This is a genomic window from Pseudomonas sp. Y24-6 (assembly GCF_020295325.1).
Taxonomy (GTDB): Bacteria; Pseudomonadota; Gammaproteobacteria; order Pseudomonadales; family Pseudomonadaceae; genus Aquipseudomonas; species Aquipseudomonas gregormendelii.
Genome location: NZ_JACBXG010000011.1, coordinates 1 through 16,473, shown reverse-complemented (window position 1 = coordinate 16,473; position 16,473 = coordinate 1). Strand labels below are relative to the sequence as shown.

At 59.0% G+C, this 16,473-nt stretch carries 14 protein-coding genes and 1 pseudogene; 7 read left to right on the top strand and 8 right to left on the bottom strand.

Annotated elements, in window-relative coordinates:
• Window positions 1–104: 104 nt before the first annotated feature.
• Together HYI44_RS20330 and HYI44_RS20325 are read left to right on the top strand one after the other, a co-directional pair.
• Window positions 105–947, top strand: coding sequence for a DODA-type extradiol aromatic ring-opening family dioxygenase (locus HYI44_RS20330; protein WP_225570294.1), 843 nt, complete (start codon window positions 105–107; stop codon window positions 945–947).
• The gene (locus HYI44_RS20325; protein WP_225570293.1) at window positions 940–1,611 is read left to right on the top strand and encodes an alpha/beta hydrolase; all 672 of its coding nucleotides are present in this window, start codon (window positions 940–942) and stop codon (window positions 1,609–1,611) included. Before HYI44_RS20330 ends, HYI44_RS20325 begins: the two co-directional genes overlap by 8 nt.
• Window positions 1,612–1,735: 124 nt before the next feature.
• Here HYI44_RS20325 and HYI44_RS20320 read toward each other — a convergent pair whose 3' ends face one another.
• Window positions 1,736–2,617, bottom strand: a complete 882-nt coding sequence (locus HYI44_RS20320; RefSeq protein WP_122840395.1) for a LysR family transcriptional regulator — start codon at window positions 2,615–2,617, stop codon at window positions 1,736–1,738.
• A gap of 158 nt (window positions 2,618–2,775) precedes the next feature.
• Here HYI44_RS20320 and HYI44_RS20315 point away from each other — a divergent pair, with 158 nt between their 5' ends.
• Genes HYI44_RS20315 through HYI44_RS20300 form a run of 4 tightly spaced genes read left to right on the top strand, consistent with a single transcriptional unit; the run spans window position 2,776 to window position 6,430 of the window.
• On the top strand, window positions 2,776–3,792 hold the full coding sequence (locus tag HYI44_RS20315; protein ID WP_225570292.1) for an LLM class oxidoreductase: 1,017 nt from the start codon (window positions 2,776–2,778) through the stop codon (window positions 3,790–3,792).
• On the top strand, window positions 3,789–4,589 hold the full coding sequence (locus tag HYI44_RS20310) for a sugar phosphate isomerase/epimerase family protein (protein WP_225570291.1): 801 nt from the start codon (window positions 3,789–3,791) through the stop codon (window positions 4,587–4,589). Before HYI44_RS20315 ends, HYI44_RS20310 begins: the two co-directional genes overlap by 4 nt.
• A 15-nt stretch (window positions 4,590–4,604) precedes the next feature.
• Window positions 4,605–5,411: a TIM barrel protein gene (locus HYI44_RS20305; RefSeq protein ID WP_225570290.1), complete on the top strand. Its 807-nt coding sequence runs from the start codon at window positions 4,605–4,607 to the stop codon at window positions 5,409–5,411.
• 35 nt (window positions 5,412–5,446) lie between these two features.
• Entirely contained in the window at window positions 5,447–6,430 is a 984-nt protein-coding gene (locus tag HYI44_RS20300; protein ID WP_225570289.1) for an LLM class flavin-dependent oxidoreductase, read from the top strand.
• A 111-nt stretch (window positions 6,431–6,541) separates the two neighbouring features.
• Here the strand turns inward: HYI44_RS20300 and HYI44_RS20295 are convergent, their stop codons facing one another.
• The 6 genes from HYI44_RS20295 to HYI44_RS20270 all read right to left on the bottom strand — a co-directional run bounded on the left by HYI44_RS20295 (window position 6,542) and on the right by HYI44_RS20270 (window position 14,078).
• Window positions 6,542–7,666 (bottom strand): glycerol dehydrogenase, encoded by a 1,125-nt coding sequence (locus tag HYI44_RS20295; protein WP_225570288.1) that lies wholly within the window; start codon window positions 7,664–7,666, stop codon window positions 6,542–6,544.
• 74 nt (window positions 7,667–7,740) lie between these two features.
• Complete coding sequence (locus HYI44_RS20290) at window positions 7,741–8,523, bottom strand: (S)-acetoin forming diacetyl reductase (RefSeq protein WP_225570287.1); 783 nt, start codon at window positions 8,521–8,523, stop codon at window positions 7,741–7,743.
• 60 nt (window positions 8,524–8,583) lie between these two features.
• Window positions 8,584–9,915: a carbohydrate porin gene (locus HYI44_RS20285; RefSeq protein ID WP_201148347.1), complete on the bottom strand. Its 1,332-nt coding sequence runs from the start codon at window positions 9,913–9,915 to the stop codon at window positions 8,584–8,586.
• 111 nt (window positions 9,916–10,026) lie between these two features.
• Window positions 10,027–11,475 carry an NADP-dependent succinate-semialdehyde dehydrogenase gene (gene gabD, locus HYI44_RS20280; protein WP_225570286.1) on the bottom strand — a complete coding sequence of 483 codons (1,449 nt, stop codon included), beginning with the start codon at window positions 11,473–11,475 and terminating at the stop codon, window positions 10,027–10,029.
• Window positions 11,472–13,151: a flavin-containing monooxygenase gene (locus tag HYI44_RS20275; RefSeq protein WP_225570285.1), complete on the bottom strand. Its 1,680-nt coding sequence runs from the start codon at window positions 13,149–13,151 to the stop codon at window positions 11,472–11,474. The genes gabD and HYI44_RS20275 overlap by 4 nt, the downstream gene beginning before the upstream one ends.
• 126 nt (window positions 13,152–13,277) lie before the next feature.
• The gene (locus HYI44_RS20270; RefSeq protein WP_122840385.1) at window positions 13,278–14,078 is read right to left on the bottom strand and encodes an SDR family NAD(P)-dependent oxidoreductase; all 801 of its coding nucleotides are present in this window, start codon (window positions 14,076–14,078) and stop codon (window positions 13,278–13,280) included.
• A 313-nt stretch (window positions 14,079–14,391) separates the two neighbouring features.
• On the opposite strand from HYI44_RS20270, the gene HYI44_RS20265 reads away from it, so the two are divergent.
• Window positions 14,392–16,260: a sigma-54-dependent Fis family transcriptional regulator gene (locus HYI44_RS20265; RefSeq protein ID WP_225570284.1), complete on the top strand. Its 1,869-nt coding sequence runs from the start codon at window positions 14,392–14,394 to the stop codon at window positions 16,258–16,260.
• 42 nt (window positions 16,261–16,302) lie between these two features.
• On the opposite strand, the pseudogene HYI44_RS20260 reads toward HYI44_RS20265, so the two are convergent.
• Window positions 16,303–16,473: pseudogene (locus HYI44_RS20260) on the bottom strand (FAD-binding protein); the annotation flags it as partial.

The following is a 16,473-nucleotide window of genomic DNA, read 5'->3' as shown; positions in this document are numbered from 1 at the left end:
CTCAAATTCACAACCTATAAACTTAGCCCATCGAAACAAGCATCAGCGCGGCGTTTCCGTCGTCCTGCCTGCCTTGACCCGTTACTCCTTCGGAGCATTCCACCATGAACACCCCGTTCCCTCTGCTGTTTGTGTCTCATGGTGCTCCCATGTTCGCCATCGAGCCTGGGCTGGCAGGTCCCCGCCTGGCCCAGGTCGGACGCGAGCTGCCGCGACCTGACGCCATCGTCATCCTCTCTCCGCATTGGATGACGCGCGGCGAAGTCCTTGTCACGGCCAGCACCGCGCCTGCGACCATCCACGATTTTGGCGGTTTTCCCGACGCACTGTATCAACTGATCTATCCCGCACCGGGCGCTCCAGCCTTGGCCGGGCACATCGTAGACCTGTTGCAGGTCGCCGGCTGGCAGTCGCGACTGGACGCTCAACGCGGGCTGGACCATGGCGCGTGGGTACCGCTGTTGTACCTGGCACCCGAGGCGGACATCCCGGTGGTCCAGGTCTCCATGCCGGCCAGTCTTGACACCCATCAGGCCTGGAAGCTGGGCGACGCGCTCAAGCCATTGCGGGAGATGAATGTACTGATCGTCGCGTCAGGCAGCCTGACCCACAACTTGTACGAGTTCCGCGGAGCAACCCGCGAGAGCGCTGCCTACGTCGAGGCGTTTGCCGCGTGGACAGCCCAAACCCTGCAAGACGGTAACACCGAGCAATTGCTGGACTTCAAGCACTATGCGCCGTCGGCTGAGCGGGCCCACCCCACCGATGAACACTTTCTGCCTTTGCTGATCGCCTTGGGCGCAGCCGGGGAAGGCTACAAGACACAGGTGTTGAAGGGGGGGGTGACCTATGGCGTGCTGGCAATGGACAGCTACTTGTTCACCTCGGCCCCGTCCAATGGACACGAATCTATTCAACTGACTCAAGGCACTCTCGACCATGCGTGACACTACATTTTCCGACGCAGCGCGCGAACCACAAACCGGTCTGTTTTTCCGCAAAGGCTGCCGCACCTTCACCCCGAAAGGCCGCTTGATTCTGCTGCATGGTGTGGGTTCGAACGAGGGCAATCTTGCTTCCCTGGCCGAATCACTTCCCGAAGAGCTGGAGGTCATTCTGGTGCGCGCGCCCTTGCATGTGGGCCCCCAAGGCTTCGCCTGGTACCAAGTGAACTTCACCAGCAACGGCCCATCCTTCAACCAGGAACAGGCTGAAGCCAGTCGCTTGCTGTTGCAGCGCTTCATCGAAGCGCTGCCCGCCCTGCCGACGGTCATCGCAGGTTTCAGCCAGGGCGGCATCATGAGCGCGAGCCTGGGCGTCACTGAACCCGAACTGGTGGCAGGCTTTGCGATATTGAGCGGCCGCATGCTGCGCGAGATTGCGCCTCGGATCGCCTCAACCGAGCGCCTCAAGTCAGTGACGGCGTTCATCGCCCACGGCCACCAGGACGCCGTCCTGCCGGTGGACTGGGCAAACGAGGCAGATGCCTGGCTGGATCGCATCGGCGTCAAGCACGAAACCCATTTCTACAACATGGCCCACGAGATTATCGGTGAAGAACTGGTCGACTTTTCTCAATGGCTACGCCACACGCTGGCCCTTGCCAACTAATGCAGCTCGACATCGGCGCCGCTGTGGGCCAGCGACCAAGCCCCCCAGCAATGCTTGATTGAGCCTCACATAACAGCTGCTGGCGCCCAGTGCGCCGGCATTTGCGCGTGGGGCACAGCGGGGTTCACGTCAAGCGTGAGGCCATGAAGCTGACAAACGCCTTGATCTTGGGCAGCGGCTGCCGGCTGGATGGCCACAGGATGCTGAACGTACGGTGATCACTGATGTAGCGGTCCAACACCGGCACCAAGCGCCCAGCCGCGATGGCGTCCTCGATAAAAAAGTCAGGCAGGCAGGCGATGCCCTGCCCCGCCTCCGCCATAGCCAGCAAGGCTTCAATCGCGTTGGACGTCGCCGATTGCCCCAGCTCCAGCGTGTCTTGTCCTTTCTTCATCACCAATGGCCAGGGGTCAAGCTTACCGCTGGTGGGATAGCGGTATCGCAGGCAAGCATGGTTTGAAAGGTCCGCTGGCCGCAAAGGGACACCCCGACGCGAAAGGTAGTCTGGCGATGCAACCAACCGATGGCTGTAGCCGTTGAGCTTACGCATCATCAGTCGGGAGTCGTCGACTTCGCCGATGCGCATCACCGCATCGAAGCCCTCCTCGATCACATTGACCAGGCGATCACTGAACTCCAGCTCCAATTCCACTTCGGGATACGCTTGCTGAAACGCAATCAAATGAGGCATCAACCGCATGCCGAGCTGTGGCAAACCGAGGCGTAACTTGCCCTGGGGATTGCCTGCAGCCTGCGTGAGCTCTCGCTTGGCGACTTCATATTCAGCAAAAATCCGCTGGCAACGCTCCAGAAAGAGACTGCCCTCAGCCGTCAAGGTAATCGCCCGCGTGGAGCGATGGAATAGCCGCACGCCCAACTCTTCCTCAAGCCGCGCGACGGCCTTGCCAACGGCCGACGAAGACACCCCGATCCTGCGTCCGGCCTCAGTAAAACTACGGGTATGCGCCGCCTGAACGAATGCGCTGAGCGCGCCGAAATGATCCATAAACAGCCTCGTCTATTTGAGCTTTATGTTCACAAATGATCGGAATTGCATCCTATTTTTCTTTCTAACTATACCGTTTATAGTCCCCTCCATCGTGACTTTATGAAGTGCTTCTCGCCTTCAACGTCGCGGCCATCCGCTAATACGAGCCTACCCCGATGACCTCTCAGCCTCGCGCGCGCGCAATCGCCCAGGACCTTCAGCAGCACCCCGGCTATGCCCGTGTATTCAAACCGGGGCATTTGACCTTCGGTTTCATTGCTCCGCTGGAAAGCTACCCCAACAGCCCAGGCCCCACCTTGCAGGATCACGCGCAGATGGCTCAACGCGTAGACGAAGCTGGATTTTCCGCGATCTGGCTGCGCGATGTGCCGTTCTATGACCCTAATTTTGGGGACGTTGGCCAGATTCTCGATCCACTGGTCTATGCGGGCTACCTGGCTGCCGTTACCAGGCAAATTGCGATTGGCACGGCGGGTATCGTCCTGCCGTTGCGTGATCCACTGATTGTTGCCAAGCAGGCCGCGAGCGTGGACCAACTGCTGGGCGGGCGGTTCATCCTGGGGCTGGCCACCGGCGACCGGCCGATCGAATACCCGGCGTTCGGACTGAATTTTGACAACCGCGCCGAACGCTTCCGGGACGCACTGGGCATCATCTGCGCGACCACGCAAAGCCATTGGGCCGCGCATACGTCGCGTTTCTATGGCCAGTTGAACGGTGAAATTGACTTGATCCCCAAACCCGTCGGGGCGCGCTTGCCCACCCTTATCGTCGGCCACGCGGGCCAGTCGCTGGAATGGATCGGTGAACACACTGACGGGATTCTTTCCTACACCTCCAACCCCGTGTTGATTCCCCAGGTGATCGAGCGCTGGCGTGCGGTCTGCGGCAACGAGGTGCACAAACCCTATGGCTACGGCACGTTGTTTGATCTGGATCGCGATCCGAACCATCGCGTTGAGGCGGGACGCGTGCTGCGCGCCGGGCGTAATGCGCTGATAGAGCACTGGAAGCGCCAGCAGGATCAGGGTGTGGGTCATGTCGCCCTGCACTTCAAACCACAACGCCGCCCTGCCGCTGAAGTCATCGATGAGCTGGCTGAATACCTCCTTCCGCATTTTCCAAGCATCGCCCTCCCCGTTGCCCCTCAACCTACGCAGGCCGCCCGATGAAACACCCCCTTCACCACATGGATTTCATCTTCCAGACCGCCATGGGCACCTATCCTCTGGCCGCACAGTGCGAAATGCTCGCCGAGCATGGCTATCAAGGCTTGACGATGTCTGCGTGGAGCCAAGACCTGAAGTCGATTCCTCGCGTCAAACCGACCTGGGGCCTGGACGTAGGCGCGGTCTACTTGATCTACCGCAAGGGCCTGGAATCATTCGTGACCCAGGTTTTCGAGAGCCTTGAAGGTTGCACCACGATTGAACTGGCGCTGCATTCAGGTGATGAAGTCACGAATTTTGACCGCCGCATGCTTGAGCGCCTGTTGCCTGTTTGTGAGCGCAGAGGCCTGAACATCAACCTTTATCCGCACGCACGCTACGGTATGCAAACGACCTCGGAAGCCGTCGCACTGTGCCGGGAGTTCAACCATCCCCTGCTCAATATCGTGTTCAACGGTTATCACTGGTACGCCACTGAAGAACAAGCGTTGGAAGAACGCCTTGATGCGATGTGGCCTTGGCTCCAACACGTGAACATTGCCGGCACACGTCGTTCTCCATTGGGTTGGGGTGGTCTGGCGACCATCGAACCGCTTGATGAAGGCGAGATGGATAATTTCGTTCTGCTGGGCGCCCTTGAACGCCGCGGTTTTACCGGGCGTGTTGGCGTGCTGGGGTGGCAAAGCATGGGTGGCGACGTCTACGGCAACCTGCGCCGTTCAGCCGTGGCATTTCGTTCAATGGAGCAACGCCTGGCCGAACACCCTGAATGGGCCTTATTGACCGAAACGCCACGCTAGGCGAGGAGACAGACCGTGGCCCATCGCGTCCATGCACTCGATTCATTTTTTTACTCTTCAATGGGCGTTTACGCCTTCCAGTCGCAGTGCGAAATGCTCGCCGAACTCGGTTATGACGGCCTCACTGTTTCGGCCTGGGGCGGCACGCCGCTGACCGACCTGCGCCTGCTGCCGCGCGTGGGTGAACTGTATGGTCTGCGCGTCGAAGGCCTCTACCTGGTGCTGCACGAAGGCCGCAATGATCATCTCATTAGGCGAATCATCGAAAGCGTCGAAGGGGTGGAACTCATCGAACTGGCGGTCCAGACCTCGGTCAACGGCAGCCCGGCCATTATGCGGTTCATCGAGTCGGTGCTGCCTATCGCAGAACGTCGAGGCTTGAAAATCGCGCTGTATCCCCATCTTCATCACGTCACCCAGACCACGGCTCAGGTGGTGCAGATCTGTGAATACTTCGCCCACCCGCGCCTGGGTGCATCGTTCAATGGCTATCACTGGTACGCCAGTCAGGAAGGCGAGCTTCAACAGCGCCTTGAAGCGATGCAACCCTGGTTGATGCAAGTTGTACTTTCAGGCAGCGCGCTCAGCGAACTGGGCTGGGGCGGCGTGGCCACGATGGAGCCGGTAGACCGTGGAGAGTTGGACAACTTCGCCGTGGTCGCAGCGCTGAACAGCGTGGGATACACAGGCAGCATTGGCGTGCTCGGCTGGGACTACGGCGGCGATATTTACCTGAAACTGCAACGCTGCCTGGTAACCCTTCGGGACATTGATCGTCGCCTGGAACGTCATCCGCACTGGTCGGACTTTTCATCGCTGTAACGCCTTCTCTACCTGATATGAAAAAGGAGCCTGCAATGACTGCCCTCTCTGTGCTTGACCTGATGATGATAGGCGAAGGTAAAACCTTCACCGACACCCTGGATGACGCGGTCGCACTGGCACGACATGTGGAAGCCCATGGTTACAAACGTTACTGGGTCGCCGAACATCATGACCTGCCGGGTATCGCCTCTTCGGCCACCACCCTGCTCATCCAGCATCTGGCAGCGGCCACCAGCAGCCTGCGCGTGGGCTCGGGCGGCATCATGCTGCCCAACCACGCCCCATTGATGGTGGCTGAGCAGTTCGGAACATTGGCCACCTTGTTCCCTGGCCGCATCGACCTGGGTATCGGTCGAGCACCAGGTTCTGCAGGGGCAGCCATCCGCGCCTTGCGTGGTGACGCTTCTGAGCGTGACTTCACGCAGGATATTCAACACTTGCAGGATTACCTGGCAGACAACGGGCATCAGCCGGTGCGGGCGATTCCCGGAGCCCACGACGTGCCACTTTGGCTCCTGGGCTCAAGCATGAACAGTGCAGACCTTGCCGCCAAACTCGGGCTGCCCTATGCCTTCGCGTCACACTTTGCACCGCGCTTTTTGATGGATGCGATCACGCACTACCGTACGTCGTTTCGCCCATCGGCGACGCTCAAGCAGCCCTATGTGATCGCAGGCGTCAATGTTTTTGCAGCTCCGTCGCGGGCCGAAGCCGATTACATCGCCAGCTCTCACCGGCAGTGGGTGTGCAACCTGTACACAGGTAAAGCAGGCCCGCTGCCCCGTCCCTCGGAGGGCTTCATGGATAAGCTTTCAAATAGTGATCGGCACACGCTCAATCAGGCGATGCTATGCACCTCAACAGGTGACCAGGACGACGTCAGCAGTTGGCTGCGCCAGTTCATTACAACGACCCAAGTCGATGAAGTGATCATTGATGCGCGCATTTATGACGCCAAGGCGCGTTGCCGATCCTATCAACTGATCGCCGAATCCCTGGCCGATGTAATGACTTGAGCCGGTCTGAGTTCCGTGACCAAAAAAGCGCCGTCAATCCGGTTGAACGATTGACGGCGCCAAACCGTTTCAGCGCTATGGACGCCTCAAAACGGATGCTCAATCAAGTGGCTAGTGCACAGCCTTTTGTCGCTTGAACGCCTGCATCAATGCGTCCGTCGCCACGATCGCGTCATACACCAGGTCCGGCGTCACCGTGAACGGCATGTTGTGCATCGTGTCGTTTTTATCGCAGGCCAACTCCGCCACTTTTCTCCACTCCGCTTCCTTGAAATGTTTGAGCCCCAAGTCTTCGAGCGTCAGTGGCAAACCTACGGCTATTGCAATGTCCACTACTTCCTCGATTTCAACCATAGGCGCAGCTTCCATCACGAGCTGGGTGAACAGGCCGAACATGACCTTTTCTCCGTGCTGTGCGCTGTGCAGATCATGCACGTTGGTCATGCCGTTATGGATCGCATGCGCAGCGGCACAACCACCCGACTCAGCCCCGACAGCGGACATGTAGATGGTGGCTTCAATCGTATTCTCCAGGGCGGCAGTAATGGCTTTCTTCTGCACCGCAAATGCCGCCTGGGCCGAATACTTTTTGATGGTCTCGAAGCACGTTTGGGCAATCGCAAACCCGATCAATGTGGGTTTGAGCATCTTGCCGTCATTGCCCAGGATCAGATTGTCGCGCTGCGCGGCAAAGCATGCCCGCGCCTCGAAATACGTGGCCAGACCGTCACCCACGCCCGCGGCAAAAAAACGCGGGGGTTGTTCGGCCAGAATGCGCGTGTCGGCTAGAACAACGTCCGGGTTTCTGGATAAGAACAGATAGCGGTTAAACGTATCGTCGTCGTTGTAAATTACCGAAATCGCCGTACAGGGCGCGTCCGTAGAGGCTAGCGTAGGCAGGATCAGCACAGGTTTTTCCAGGAAGTGTGCCGCCGCCTTGGCGGTATCCAGGGTTTTTCCGCCACCTATCCCGACCACATAATCAGCCCCACGTGCCGCTTCCACGTGCCTGTTGATTTCGCTGTCGGAACACTGCCCGCCAAACACAGCCAACTCCGCGCGTTGTTCGTTTTTGAACCCCGGCATCGCTTTCTCATGAACCCGGCCGACGATAAATTGATCGCAGATCAAATAGGCATTGGTCCCGAAGGCTTTGCCATGTATCGCTAAATCCACCAGTGCATCGGCCTGGACCAGAAACTTGGCCGGCGATGCAATGCCTTTGGTAATAGTCATCTCATTCCCTCACGTCGCCTGCGCATAACGCTCAACGTCTGCACGCTTGAGCGTTCTTCTGCGCTGATGACGAATCAGTTAAATACCATTCCGCCATCAATGATCACGGCCTGACCGGTCATGTAGTCGGAGTCAGGGCCGGACAGGAACGACACGCAGGCTGCCACGTCTTCGGGCTGGGAAAGCCGCTTCAAGGTGATGTGCTGGGCAAACTGTTCCATCCCCCACTCAATGCTTTGATTGGCATTATCAGCCACATCCTGGGCAACCTTGCGCATCATCGGTGTATTGACGATGCCAGGGCAGTAGGCATTCACGGTGATACCCAGGTGCGCCAATTCCCGCGCCGCTGTCTGGGTGATGCCACGCACGGCAAACTTGGTTCCGCCATACACCGCCAGGTCCGGGTTGCCGATATGGCCCGCCTGCGACGAAGCGCTGATGATTTTGCCGCCATGACCCAACGCCTTGAACGCGTTGACTGCCGCCTGTATGCCCCAGAGCACACCGCCCACGTTGATGTCGAACGTTCGCCGATAGATCTCTGGCGTAATCGCCTCGATGGGAGCAATGGGCGCAATACCTGCGTTATTGATGACCACATGCAGGTCACCCAAGCCATCCACCGCTGCCTGCACGGCCTCGAAAACATCCTCCCGAATGGCCACATCGACCTTTATCGCCAGGGCTTTGCCGCCCGTTTTCCTGATGTTTTCAGCCACTTGATCGGCCGTTTCAAGATTCATATCGGCGCAGGCTACGGCGAAACCATCCGCCGCCAAGCGCAAGGCAATGGCTTCTCCGATCCCTTGACCGGCACCGGTTACAAAAGCAACTTTTCCCAAGGACTTACTCATGCTGGTGTTCCTTCTTATTCGTGATGGGGGGTTAAAGACTGCTCACACATCTGCCCAGGCTCAGAAACTCGCCTGCAGCTTCACACCGGCGACCCAGGCATTGTCCACCTCGTAAACGCCACCTGGATTGCGCACGTACTGCACGTTCGGGCGCACGGTCAGCCAATCGGTGACGTGCACGCCGTAATTGAGTTCGATGTTGTATTCGCTGTGCTGCACGGGAACGTACTGCGGGTCGTTGTAGTCACTGATGCCGGTGCTGTCATTGATCAGGCGCTGGCGCTTGGTGACGTCGTCATTGACCTTGAGGCGGGCGATGCCCACGCCGAGGTCATCTTTGGGCCGCGCATCAAACGGGCCTTTGTAGACCGCGCCGATATTCTGGAAGCTTTCGATGCCACTGGTGGCTTTGTCGTGCACGGTCAAGCTGGCAAATACGCTCAGACCGCGTGAGGCATCGCCGTTATGGGCAGTGAGCTGCTGTTGGCCAATGATCCATGCGCCGTGTTTGCTGCTGCGCGACTTTGGCGCCTGCCCGGTCAACACCTGCGGGTTACCGTTGACGTCGTCGTACAGGTCGTTGGCGCTGGCACTGCTGTGGTAGTAACCCAGGCGGTATTCACCGGGTAAGGCTTCTTTGCCTAGGGTTGGCTTCCAGATAATCTCCACCGGTACCAACGCGCCTTTGGTACCACTGCCGCTGAGCTTGAAACCGTTGCCTGTCTCCAGGTACGACGGATTCTGCTCATACACCCCGACCTGCACCGCCCAGCGTTGATCGAGGTTATAGCGCACACGGCCGCCCCACTGGCTCACCGGCCCGCTGTACCAGATATCGCCGGCGACGTTGCCGATGGGGGCACTGCAAAACGACAGACTTTGAAAGTCGCATGGAAAGCTGGCGAAGTCCTCGTTGACGCCCACGCGGCCAAATTTGAGGTCCAGGGCGCTGTTGAAAAATTTCTGGCGGTACCACATCTGGGTCAGGCGCCAGGTTTGTCCCCTGCCCCACACCTCCTGCACCGAGCTGAGTTGCGGTGCGCGGGGGTCAGAAACACGCTCGTTGGAGAGGTTGTTACCATTGCGCTCCGTCACCAGCAGTTGGAACTCGGCGTCATTCCAGCCAAATAATTTTTGCAGATCCAGGTGCGTGCCCAGTGCCCATTGCGCGGTGTAGCGCGCCGTGCGGTCATGGTTATAGCCTCCGTGCACATTGGTGGCGGCTTCGCCGACATAACCGACGATCACGTCAACGCCCTGCTCCAGCAGCTCACTGCGTACCCCTCCCCAATCTCCGGTCCCCCATTTCGAGTAAGCGTCGTCCGCAGAGGCAGGCACAGCGATGCATGACAGGAGCCCGAGCCCCAGCGGCAATTTCCAAGCGATGTTCATGTCGATTTACCCTATTGTTTTTATGTTTACGACACAGCGTTGCCCGGACCGCAGGGCAGCGCCCTTGCGGTCACTCAAGAAAGCAATCAGTTGAAAATGGGTCGATACAGATCAAATGCCGGCCAGGCACAGGTATTTGATCTCCAGGTAATCCTCCAGGCCGTATTTGGAGCCTTCCCGGCCAACACCCGACGCCTTGACCCCACCAAACGGTGCGGCTTCGGAACTGATAATCCCGGTGTTGACGCCGACGATGCCGTACTCCAGCGCCTCGCCCAAACGAAACACCCGGCTCAGGTTCGCGGTGTAGAAATACGCTGCCAGGCCGAACTCGGTGTCGTTGGCTTTAGCGATGACTTCGGCGTCATCGAAGAAGCGAAAGACCGGTGCAAGCGGACCGAAAGTTTCTTCCTTGGCGACACGAGCGTTGTCCGGCACATCCACCAAGATCGTGGGCTCAAAGAAATTGGCACCCTGGGTATGCGCACCACCACCCTGGACAACCTTGGCCCCTTTAGCCAAAGCATCCTCGATATGCTCGCGCACCTTGGCGACGGCCTTGCCATCAATCAGCGGCCCAAGCGTCACGCCCTCGGTAAAACCATCGCCAATCTTCAGAGCGGCCACGGCTGAAGCAAGTTTGTCGACGAAGGCGTCATACACCTTGTCTTGCACATACAGTCGATTCGCGCAGACACAGGTCTGCCCTGCATTGCGAAACTTCGACGCGAGTGCGCCTTCTACGGCAGCGTCCAGATCGGCATCGTCGAACACAATAAAGGGCGCGTTGCCGCCCAGTTCCAGAGAGACTTTCTTTATGTCGTGGGCACATTTTTCCATGATCTGGCGACCGATCTCAGTGGACCCCGTGAAGGAAATCTTGCGCACCACCGGGTTGCTGGTCAGCTCCTCGGCAATCTCTGCCGCTGCGCCCGTCACCACCGACAGCACCCCTTTGGGAATGCCCGCCTGTTCGGCGAGATACACCAGCGCCAATGCCGAAAACGGCGTCTGGGAGGCCGGCTTGATGACCATTGTGCAACCAGCGGCCAGCGCCGGACCGGCTTTACGGGTGATCATTGCGCTAGGGAAATTCCAAGGCGTAATGGCGGCGCACACGCCCACGGGCTGCTTGATGACCAGCAAGCGTTTGTCCGTTGCGCCCGGAATAATATCGCCGTAGACCCGCTTCGCCTCCTCCGCATACCACTCGATATAGGAGGCGCCGAAGACGATTTCACCCAGCGCCTCAGGCAGCGGCTTGCCCTGTTCCAGGGTCATGATGTGAGCCAGGTCGTGCTGGTTTTCGATAATCAAGTCGTACCAACGCCGCAACGCATTGGCGCGGGCCTTGGCAGGAAGCTCACGCCACGCTGGCAGAGCGCGCTCGGCAGCCTCGATGGCGCGGCGTGTTTCAGCCTTACCCATGCGCGGTACCTGGCCAATGGTGGCGCCCGTCGACGGGTTGCTCACCGTGATCGCGGCTTCGTTGTCTGCGGCCAGCCATTTACCGTCGATAAAGGCTTGATGACGCAAGAGCTCGGGGTTGTTCAAGTTCATTGCAGGTTCTCCGTTACGCGACGTTTGGGCGCCCCTTCGACACTCATGGCCTTGAACTTGAAGCCCCGGTAGTCATCGTTCTTGACCGCTGCCAATTGCTCGCTGAACGCGCCCAACCCCCCCATGTAGAAATACACCTTGTTGCTTTTGCCGGGGATATTGGCGCCGAAGATCCATGAGTCAGTCTTGGCAAACAGCGTCTGATCGGCAATGTCCTGGCAGGTCTTGCCCCATTCCTGCTCGCTTTGCGCAGACGGTTCCACACAGGCCAACTCGTTCTGCTCCATGAACCCAACCAGATCGGAGACCCACTCCACTTCGGTCTCAATCGTCGGTGGAAGATTGGTAAACGGACCGTTAGGCCCCAGGATCATGAACATATTCGGGAATTTGGCGGTGGCCACCGACAAGTAGCTGGACGGCCCGTCCGCCCAGTGATCCTTCATCGAGACGTTATCGCGGCCGCGAATATCGATGCGTTTGTAGTTACCGTCCACGGCGTCAAAACCGGTGGCAAACACCAGAACATCAAGCTCGTGCTCAATGCCATCGGCCGTCCGAATGCCCTTGGCGGTAATTTCTTCGATCGGGTTGGCCTTGACGTCAACCAGCGACACATTGGGACGATTGAAGGTCGCGTAGTAACCGCTGTCGCACAGCGGGCGCTTGGCGTAGAGATCGCGGGGCATCAACTTGCGAGCGGTTTCCGGATCCTTGACGATCTCGGCGATTTTCTCGCGAACGAAATTTTGCGCCTCGATATTGGCCTCTTCACTGGTGGCGATATCGTTGAAGGTTTGGAACATGTAGCGGAAGCCGCCGCCGCCATCCCAGGCGCGCTGGAAGATGGCTTTGCGTTCAGCTGCGTCCACGCTCATGGTCGGAATGTCGCTTTCGGGGAAGCCGAATGCCAGTCGCGAGGACCGCACCTCCTGCCAGATGGCGTCGTAGTTACGTTTGATATCGTCGACGTATTCGCGACTGACCGGACCGTTGCCCACCGGCACGGTGTACTGGGCAGAGCGTTGGAAAACGGTCAGGTGGCCAACGGTCGGTGCGATCGCGGTAATGACCTGGCAACCTGTCGAACCCGTACCGATCACACCTACGCGCTTGCCTTCCAGTACGGCATCGGCCGGCCAGTTGGCGGTGTGATACATGCTCCCCCTGAACTGATCGAGGCCTTTGATCTTGGGCACATTCGTTGCGGACAACAGGCCTAGCGCCGTCACCAGGTATTTGGCGCTGTATTGACGACCGTCATCGGCCGTGACCAGCCAGCGGCTGCTCTGCTCGTCGAACACGGCGGCAGTGATGCCTGTCTCAAGCTGGATATCGCGGCGCAGATCGTGGCGATCCACGGCGTGGTTCAGGTAGCACAGGATCTGCGGCTGGGTCAGGTAGCGCGTGGTGATGTCCCACTCCTGACACAGCTCACGGTCCCAGGAGAAGCAATAGACAAACGATTCACTGTCGGATAAGGCGCCGGGGTAGCAGTTCCAGAACCAGGTACCGCCGATACCACCGGCCTTGTCGAAGGCGCGCACCTTCAAGCCTAATTCATCACGCAATTTCTTGAGCATGTAAATGCCGCCGAAACCTGCGCCGATCACGATGGCGTCGTAGTTGATAACGTCGGTGCCAACGGAACGTTTGGCCAGAACTGTAGTTGTCATTATGTTCTCCTGTTTCGATCAGTGCGCCTGCAGGCTTCACTCAACAACAAAGCTGCAGGCAAGCCGTATCCGCTCCCCTGAATAAGGATTCAGCGGACATAAACCTGCTAAGTGAGCGGGGGTCAGTTAGAGCGAGAAGCCGCCATCAACAGCGATCGCCTGCCCGGTAACGTGGGGAGCGCACGCCAGGTAAACCGCCAATTGGCCCATGTCTTCCACGGTTTGCGCTTCCCCCTGAGGGAGCAGGCTGGACTGATGCCGCTCCCAGGATTGCACTTCGGTTTCGCCGGGTTGCGCCCATCGCGCGGAAAGCCCCTCATCACCGCGCCACATTCCGGTGCCCACCACACCGGGGCAGAGGGCGTTAACCGTGATGCCTTCGCGGGCAACTTCCTTGGCGAAGGCATTGGTAAAACCAATCACGGCGAATTTGGAGGCGCTGTAGTGGGAGAGGTCCGGGAAACCGACTTTGCCGGCAATTGAGGCAAGGTTGATGATGCGGCCGAAGTTATGCTCACGCATCAGCTTGAGTTCGGCCTGGCAGCAGAGGAATACGCCACGGGCGTTGATGTTCATGATGCGGTCCCACTCGCTGACGGCCAGTTCATCGACCCGACCGAGGCTGACCACGCCCGCGTTGTTGACCGCCACATCCAGGCGGCCAAATTGCGCCCTGACCTGCTCAATCAAACGGGCAACACTCTCGGGTTTACTGACATCAACTTGCAGGGCCACAGCCCGACGACCCAGGGCCTGGACCAACGCGGCAGCCTCTTGCGCGATGCCCAGGTCGTAATCGGCCAGCACCAGGTCTGCACCGGCCTGGGCCAGGCTCAGCGCAATGCCCTGGCCAATGCCACGGCCAGCGCCGGTCACCAGGGCAACCTTGCCGTTCAGGGAGAAATTCACAGCGTTGAATTCGCTCATGTATTGCCTCTGTCGTTATTGTTGTTGAGATGCGACCGTTCGACGCGGCCTGCTGAGACTGACAGAGCAAGTCGGGTGCCAACCTCTTGCTGTCGCTCCATAACGCCCGGAATAGAGCGCTAAACGCGTAATGGATCGCTGCTGCCCGACCGGCCGCCGCAAGACATAACCGCTCGTGTCTCCCGCGAGGCGCTGCGAATACTGAGCGGTTATGTCTCACCGGCACCGGCCGACTGATTCAGCTTGAAGGGATTGGCCAAGCCGCCTTTAATGGCCATCAACAGAAAAATAAGATCCAACCTTCGGAGGTACCATGTCCTCTGGTTTTTCGAAGACTCATGTGGAACACGTGAGTCGCGTACTGCGCACTGCCCAGAATGCCCCGACCCTGCCGGTGCCCAACGCCATCCTCGATTCCTGGCGTCGCTCGGTGCAGCATTACAAGCTCGACCCGGGATCCCTGCAGGGGCCAAGGGTGCTGGAGGCTCACCAGATCAATGAGCACCGCCAGCGTGTCGACGATTTCCTTCATCTGGCAGGAGATGAAATGTCACGGCTTCACAGCCGCGTACGCGACGCCGATTACTGCGTGATGCTCACCGATACGCTGGGATGTACCGTCGACTACCGCATCGACTCAGCCCTGCGCGGCGAGTACCGGCGCTCCGGCATGGACGTCGGCACCTGCTGGTCGGAGAAGGAAGAAGGCACGACAGCGGTCAGCGCGGTGTTAATCGACAAGCTGCCGGTCACCGTGCACAAACTCGATCATTTCCGTGCAGCGTTTATCGGCAATACCTGCTCTGCGGCGCCGATATTCTCACCTGGCGGCGAGATCCTGGCGGTATTGGACGTTTCTTCAGTGCGTGCTCCCGATGACCGGCGCAGTCAGCATTTGATTCGGCAAATGGTCATTCAAAGTGCTACCGAACTCGAAAATGCGTACTTCATGTACAGCACCCAAGACCTATGGGTATTACGCGCACACCCCCTGCCCGGTTATGTCGACAGCCAACCGCAATGCCTGTTCGCCTGGGACCGGGATGGCCGCATAGAGGCGCTCAACCCCGCTGCGCGGCGCCTGCTGCTACAGCGTTGTGGCCGAATCCCTGCACATATCGATGAAGCCTTTGCCTCAGCAAAGCTGCCCGCCGCTGGGGATGACAACATCCACTTTTTGCCGTCGATGGGGTTGCACGTGCGCCTCAAGGCGCCCCGCCGGCCCATTAGCGTCCCACTGGCCAGCAGCCCGGCATCAGCGCTGGACCCCAAGGTTGCGCAGGCACTGGAGCTGGCGGTACGTGTCAAGGATCGCGGTTTGCCCGTGCTGATCCATGGTGAGACCGGTGCGGGCAAAGAGTTTTTTGCCCTGCAACTGCATGCCGCCAGCAAGCGTCGAGACAAGCCCTTTGTCGCAGTGAACTGTGCAGCGATTCCCGAAAGCCTGATAGAGAGTGAGTTGTTCGGTTATGCCGCTGGCGCCTTTACCGGCGCTTCGACCAAAGGCATGCGAGGCCTGTTGCAGCAGGCTGACGGCGGCACATTGTTTCTCGATGAAATCGGCGACATGCCCCTGGCCCTGCAAACCCGCCTGTTACGAGTACTCAGCGAAGGCGAAGTGGCTCCCCTGGGCGGTGCACGCACCCAGTCCATCGATATTCAGGTGGTGTGTGCCAGCCACCGTGATATTGCAACGCTGGTTGAGGCTGGCAGCTTTCGTGAAGACCTGTTTTTCCGTCTGAGCGGCGCACGCTTCAATATTCCGCCGTTACGCGAACGCAAAGACAAACTGGCGTTGATCAACCGACTCCTGGACGACGAGTGCGAGCGCTCGGGCGAGCGTGTGGAACTGAGCGAGTCTGCGCTGGAAATGCTCTTGAATTACAGCTGGCCGGGCAACATGCGTCAACTGCACCACGTGCTGCGATATGCCTGTGCTGTGTGTAAAGGCCCGGTGATCGGCGTGGATGACCTCCCAACGATGCTCGGCGCGAGTGCGCCGGTAAAAGGCCAGGATACGGCCAGCGGCAGCCCGGCACGTCAGGCGTTGATCGACACGCTTGTGCGCAACCGCTGGAAACCCCTGTTGGCCGCCCGCGAACTGGGGATCTCCCGTGCAACGCTGTACCGCAAAGTGAACGCGCATGGCATCAAAATGCCCGGCAAGGGCTCGTATGATTGAGTCAGTGCCAGGCGGGCTTTTCGCCCGCCTGGCGTGCGATGCTTACAGAGCCTGCTGCAGCGCCGGAACGGCTTCGAACAAGTCCGCCACCAGGCCGTAATCGGCCACCTGGAAGATCGGTGCTTCTTCGTCCTTGTTGATCGCGACGATCACCTTGGAGTCTTTCATGCCGGCCAGGTGCTGGATCGCGCCGGAGATACCGACGGCGATGTA

Coding starts and splice junctions, on each gene's coding strand:
- HYI44_RS20330 (WP_225570294.1), top strand. CDS start 105: ATGAACACCCCGTTCCCTCTGCTGTTTGTGTCTCATGGTGCTCCCATG.
- HYI44_RS20325 (WP_225570293.1), top strand. CDS start 940: ATGCGTGACACTACATTTTCCGACGCAGCGCGCGAACCACAAACCGGT.
- HYI44_RS20320 (WP_122840395.1), bottom strand. CDS start 2,617: ATGGATCATTTCGGCGCGCTCAGCGCATTCGTTCAGGCGGCGCATACC.
- HYI44_RS20315 (WP_225570292.1), top strand. CDS start 2,776: ATGACCTCTCAGCCTCGCGCGCGCGCAATCGCCCAGGACCTTCAGCAG.
- HYI44_RS20310 (WP_225570291.1), top strand. CDS start 3,789: ATGAAACACCCCCTTCACCACATGGATTTCATCTTCCAGACCGCCATG.
- HYI44_RS20300 (WP_225570289.1), top strand. CDS start 5,447: ATGACTGCCCTCTCTGTGCTTGACCTGATGATGATAGGCGAAGGTAAA.
- HYI44_RS20295 (WP_225570288.1), bottom strand. CDS start 7,666: ATGACTATTACCAAAGGCATTGCATCGCCGGCCAAGTTTCTGGTCCAG.
- HYI44_RS20290 (WP_225570287.1), bottom strand. CDS start 8,523: ATGAGTAAGTCCTTGGGAAAAGTTGCTTTTGTAACCGGTGCCGGTCAA.
- HYI44_RS20285 (WP_201148347.1), bottom strand. CDS start 9,915: ATGAACATCGCTTGGAAATTGCCGCTGGGGCTCGGGCTCCTGTCATGC.
- gabD (WP_225570286.1), bottom strand. CDS start 11,475: ATGAACTTGAACAACCCCGAGCTCTTGCGTCATCAAGCCTTTATCGAC.
- HYI44_RS20275 (WP_225570285.1), bottom strand. CDS start 13,151: ATGACAACTACAGTTCTGGCCAAACGTTCCGTTGGCACCGACGTTATC.
- HYI44_RS20270 (WP_122840385.1), bottom strand. CDS start 14,078: ATGAGCGAATTCAACGCTGTGAATTTCTCCCTGAACGGCAAGGTTGCC.
- HYI44_RS20265 (WP_225570284.1), top strand. CDS start 14,392: ATGTCCTCTGGTTTTTCGAAGACTCATGTGGAACACGTGAGTCGCGTA.